Origin of the sequence: Bradyrhizobium sp., assembly GCF_016462955.1 — a bacterium.
Taxonomy (GTDB): Bacteria; Pseudomonadota; Alphaproteobacteria; order Rhizobiales; family Xanthobacteraceae; genus Bradyrhizobium.
The window spans coordinates 303-4976 of sequence record NZ_JAEMSD010000495.1 but is presented as its reverse complement, the minus strand read 5'-3'; the positions used below and the strand labels follow the sequence as shown (position 1 = coordinate 4976).

5 protein-coding genes and 1 pseudogene are annotated in these 4674 nt (G+C 62.4%); 5 read left to right on the top strand and 1 reads right to left on the bottom strand.

What is annotated here, in order from left to right; genetic code table 11:
• A partial coding sequence (locus tag JHD07_RS32670; RefSeq protein ID WP_291629632.1) for an acyl-homoserine-lactone synthase occupies positions 1–510 on the bottom strand: 510 nt, incomplete at its 3' end.
• 204 nt (positions 511–714) lie between these two features.
• On the opposite strand from JHD07_RS32670, the gene JHD07_RS32665 reads away from it, so the two are divergent.
• From JHD07_RS32665 to JHD07_RS32645, 5 genes and pseudogenes are all read left to right on the top strand, one after another.
• Positions 715–1446, top strand: coding sequence for an autoinducer binding domain-containing protein (locus tag JHD07_RS32665; protein WP_291629630.1), 732 nt, complete (start codon positions 715–717; stop codon positions 1444–1446).
• A gap of 666 nt (positions 1447–2112) precedes the next feature.
• A complete protein-coding gene (locus JHD07_RS32660; RefSeq protein ID WP_291629628.1) occupies positions 2113–2289 on the top strand; it encodes a hypothetical protein in 177 nt (58 codons plus the stop codon).
• Between the two features lie 205 nt (positions 2290–2494).
• Positions 2495–3436, top strand: coding sequence for a DUF3991 and toprim domain-containing protein (locus tag JHD07_RS32655; protein ID WP_291629626.1), 942 nt, complete (start codon positions 2495–2497; stop codon positions 3434–3436).
• 281 nt (positions 3437–3717) lie between these two features.
• A complete protein-coding gene (locus JHD07_RS32650) occupies positions 3718–4323 on the top strand; it encodes a DUF1419 domain-containing protein (protein ID WP_291629624.1) in 606 nt (201 codons plus the stop codon).
• Positions 4324–4493: 170 nt separating this feature from the next.
• Positions 4494–4674 (top strand): annotated as a pseudogene (locus JHD07_RS32645) (class I SAM-dependent methyltransferase); the annotation flags it as partial.

Below are 4674 nucleotides of genomic sequence, written 5' to 3'. Positions count from 1 at the left end.
GATCTGACGAGGTGCGCCGAGGCGATCGAGGTGCCATCCGGCCCGACGCAAGATGCGCTCCATGCGCAGATCAGTGACCGTCGCGATGGCCTGAAGGTCGCGCTCCTGAGCCCATTCAATCATTGCCGCAAAGAGCAGGTACGTTGCTTCCCGCAAGCCGTTCTCAGCCGACGCCGCGACGGTTTTGGTATCAACGCAAAAGCGCGAGCTCTCCCAGATCCCGGCGGCTCTCGGTGCCGCGTGACCATCCAGCAACACCGGGAACGTATCCGCGAGCATGTTGGGCCCAGTGGTCGGCAGCAAGCGAACACAACCAACAACGTTGCTCCGCTCGAGTGCCAAGAGATAAGTCGGCTCGAGCGCGTCGTACTGATCGATCTCCAATCCACCTGCGACAGAGACGTCCCAGTCGAGCCGCTCCTTGAACACGCGCCCCCGGAGACGGTGCATCCCCATGGCCAGCTCAAGATCGCTCAGGAGCGCAGCACGCGAGCGCACAACGACCTTCATTCTTAACCTCCCGCTTACGAATCACAGCTTCGAGATCAAGAAAGCAGGCACGGTCACAGCGTTGCGCTGTCAGTTCTGACAGGGCGTTTTTGGAATTGTTCTTGCCGCAAAGCTGCCGCAACATCGCAATACACGCCCACACGCAATGCGCGAATCAGGCGCGTTGTTCGCTTTGGAGCCAGAACAGTTCAAAAAAGGGGCGCAATGAAAGGTGTCAAACGAGCATGCGATGAATTTGTCGATTGTCTTCATTCTGCCCATACGGAAGATGATTTTCGGCGTGTCGCGGAACGAACCGCGCATGCATTGGGTTTCCGCTGGTTCGCCTATTTTGGCCACCGCGCGAATGGCCCCAAACTGATCTCTTCCTATCCGAAGAGTTGGACAAGTCACTATTTTCGCGAAGGATACGATAACATCGATCCCGTTCTTCAGGATCCGCGAAACACAAGCCGGGTGTTCCTGTGGGATGGACGTGAGGCGCGAAGCGCAAAGTCGCCGAAAGAACGCCGTCTATTTGACGATGCGCTCAGCTTCAAGATCAGGACCGGCCTGACCGTTCGCATTCCCGCAAGCCAAAACCAGTTCGCGGCGTTCACGTTCGCGGTGGACGACCGCAGTCTTGGACTCGATCGTTTCATCGAGTCATCGCAAGACATGTTGGAGATGATGGGTCTCACGTTTCATGCGCATGTCAGCGCCGCCAGGATCGGACGCGCGCCCCCGAATGGTCAGCAGGCGGCCCCACTCACTCAGCGCGAACGGCAGTGTCTTGCGTGGATCTCTGACGGGAAGACAATGCAGGATATTGCTGAGCTTCTCGGTGTGAAGCCGCGAGGTGTAAAGTTTCATCTGGATAATGCCAGGCGAAATCTTGCTGCACTCACTCTTCCACACGCTGTGGCGCTTGCGTTTCGGCAGGGATTGCTCCCGTAAAGCTTGGAACAGCCGACAGGGTTGACAAGGATGGCTCAAGATCGGCGGTTAATCCGAATGAGCGTGCCCAAGGAGGTGCAGCGACCTCGTCAACTGAGCTCGGCGCGCTTCGTTAGCATGTATTCAGCTTGATACGGATCGCTGCTCGCAGTCCATCGTAGCCATGTCTTCACCGAATCTTCGAGCGGAAAATTGGGCGTCGCCCCGCGGGCCGGGCTGTTGGCTGCGCTGAAGCCCCGCAAGCGGGTCTTCCCCCTTGCGGGCTGCCATCCCTGACGCAAACGGCCCGGATTTCAAGAACATCTGCTGATCCGATCGGAAGCAGCTTCACACGTACTCGAACCGGGACTTTATCCTTGGGTGCGCGCGATGCCGACGGCCTTGAGTGCATTGAATGGGACAATTCGCAAAGCAGCCTCCGCTTGGTTATCCGGGAGACAAAATATGTTGCGCTTTGGCAGACCATGCTTCCGGTGAAGGACCAACCCCGCTCTCGAATGGGCTTTCCTTGGTTCTGGTGCGGCCTTCCACGATCAACCCGCAAGGGGTTCGCTACGCAAGCGTGCGACCTCTTCGGCTTCGCCTCTCGACGTGACCGCGGCCGCCCCCGAACACGTCGGCGCCTGTCGAGCGGGGATGGTCCCCGCCGCAAGACGGGAGCCTTCAATGTCGCACAATCTCACTCTCGCTCAGAACCATGCCTTCGATCTGGCCCGCACGCTGATGGTGCCGGTCATTCTTTTCCAGGCCGATGACGAATTCGGCGTGATGGTCTCCAGCGAGTACGACGGCGATCAAGACGCCATCGTTCATGAGTACGACCCCTGGAGCCCGGCTCATTGAGCCGGGTGACCGGCTGCCGCTGGCGCCATGCCGGCTGCAAGGGAGGCTTCGCCGCGCCTGACGATGCGACGACTGGCTGTTGGCCAGCGCGCCCTTGCAGTCGGCAGGCTTCGCGGCCGGCCGGGGATGCTCCGCAAAGCTAGGAGCGAGAGAGATCAACAGAAAGAAAGGGGCGGACTCGCTTGCGCGAGACCGGTGCAGACAAATGGACAAGAGAGAAATCGAAGAGCTGCGCCAAAAGGTCGGCTGCGCTGCCCTGCTGGAAAAAGACGGCTGGAAGGTCGACGTCAAGGAAAGCACTCGACGCGCGATCAAGTATCGCCGCGACAGCAATATCATCATCGTCATTCACGAAGGCCGCGGCTGGTTCGACCCGTTGTCCCCAGCGAAAGGGGACGTATTTTCGCTCGCCGAACATCTTGGATCTGTCGGTTTCCTTGACGCATGCGACCGGGTTGCGGAAACGATTGGCTTCGTCCCCAGCAAACCGGCTTGGCAGCATCCGCCAAGGCCGAAGGCGCCTGGATCTATTGCTGAGCGGTGGGGGCATCGGGTCAAGCCGCGCCCCCGCTCGCGGGTCTGGCGCTATCTCACCGATGAACGGGGACTGCCGGCCGACATCGTGATGCAGGCGGCCACCTGCGATCGTTTGCGTGAGGGGCCAAAGGGCAGCATGTGGGCGGCACATAGCGATTCTGCTGGAACGCTCACGGGCTGGGAGGAGCGTGGGCCGGCATGGCGCGGCTTCGCCAGGGACGGCGCCAAGGAGCTGTTTCGCTTCGGACCGGCCAGGTCCGAGCGTATTTGCATTACTGAGGCGGCCATCGATGCCATGAGCCTTGCCGCGATCGAGATCCACCGCTCCGATACCCTCTATGTCAGTACCGGAGGCGGCTGGTCGCCAGCGACCGATGAAGCGATCCGCAGCTTGGCCAAGCGCCCCAATGCCCGGCTTGTGGCGGCAACCGACAACAATCGGCAGGGTGATGTCTACGCTGATCGCGTTCGTGCCATCGCCGCGGAAGCAAGCGCCCACTATGCGCGCTCGCGACCGTGCGCGGGCGACTGGAATGAGGATCTGACGGGGCCGGCGAGAAGGCGGAGAACAGCTGAGCAAGTCGACGGCGGAGCCCGCCCGACGCGGTGAGCCGCGCGGCGTCAAGGCTCCCGCACGATCCCTGGCGGTGTGGCTTGCACCAGAGCGATGTGACAGGGACGTCCAAATAGAGAGGGACAAAGAAGAGGGCAAACCGCTGCCGCATGACCGGCCAGCGCGTCAAGGGTGAAGCTTCGCCCGCGTTCCGCGGCCCTTGACCCGCCGGACCTTCGATGCGGCCGGCGAGGAGGTGTGATGAAGGACTGAAGTGACGAAGAGATCAGGCTGATCGCTCGTGCTTTTGTCCAGCCAGGCCGAAAGGAGCCGCCACAATGCACCCCGCTTCCACCATCCGCAAAGTCTTCGAAGGCGTCGCGACGCGCGCCGAGATGCACCGCATGTTCAACCGCCACCGCGGCAATCCGGCCATGGCCGAGGGGGACGCACGGCATCTCTTTGCCGGCGAGTGGTTCGAGATCGCGGAGTCCGAGTATGATTATATGCTCGAACTCCTGCCGCCGCTGTGGATGCGCGCCGACATGTTCGCGATGCGCGAACTCATGACGGCAAGCGTGACAAGCGTTTTCCTGTCACTGTCGATTGACGGGGAGATGCGCTGGTTCCACGGCTACTGCGACTTGTCAGACAGAGCGTCGGCGGAGCGGATGAAGGCCGCGATCATCGAGCGCGAGTCTCGTCCTGTCCGCGCGATGACGCGCGAAGAGCGGCTCGAGCACATCTGGTCGAGCACGCACGACGACTACCGCGGCTACGCCGGCGAGCGCTGGCCCGCCCCGGTGCGCGGCCACCGCACCGTGCTCGTTTACGCAGGCCGGCATGGCACCGCGCTGAAGCTGCTGGACAACCTCACCGAAGCGGAGATCGCAGCGAAACTGCCGGTGCAGCTCCGCCACCTGCCGGAAGCGGTCGCGGCCTAGCTAACGGGCCGCCCACCCTCCCCGACCTGCGAACAGCCCGGCCCCGCGCCGGGCTTCGCAATTCGGCACTCGGCCTCTCGCCGGCCCTCCCCTCAACCCAAGCAATGCCGTGCCGTCCGCCGCAGTCCGAGCGCGCGCGGTCGCATGCGCCCAGCAGAAGGACATTTCCAATGGCTCAGGACGACCCCTTCACGATCGACCTCTTCGGCAACACAGCCCTCTCGTCGGGTCTCGGTCTTGGCGTCACCGCCTTTGCCGCCGACCTGGATGGAGACGACCACAACGGCGACCGACCGCCGTCGGCCTCGGCCCCCGTCGCGCAGGTCCTTGCCCCCGTGCGGCCTTGCGCGC

Bases quoted from the DNA above. Each gene is read 5' to 3' on its own strand.
- JHD07_RS32655 (WP_291629626.1), top strand. From the start codon at position 2,495: ATGGACAAGAGAGAAATCGAAGAGCTGCGCCAAAAGGTCGGCTGCGCT.
- JHD07_RS32660 (WP_291629628.1), top strand. From the start codon at position 2,113: ATGTCGCACAATCTCACTCTCGCTCAGAACCATGCCTTCGATCTGGCC.
- JHD07_RS32650 (WP_291629624.1), top strand. From the start codon at position 3,718: ATGCACCCCGCTTCCACCATCCGCAAAGTCTTCGAAGGCGTCGCGACG.
- JHD07_RS32665 (WP_291629630.1), top strand. From the start codon at position 715: ATGAAAGGTGTCAAACGAGCATGCGATGAATTTGTCGATTGTCTTCAT.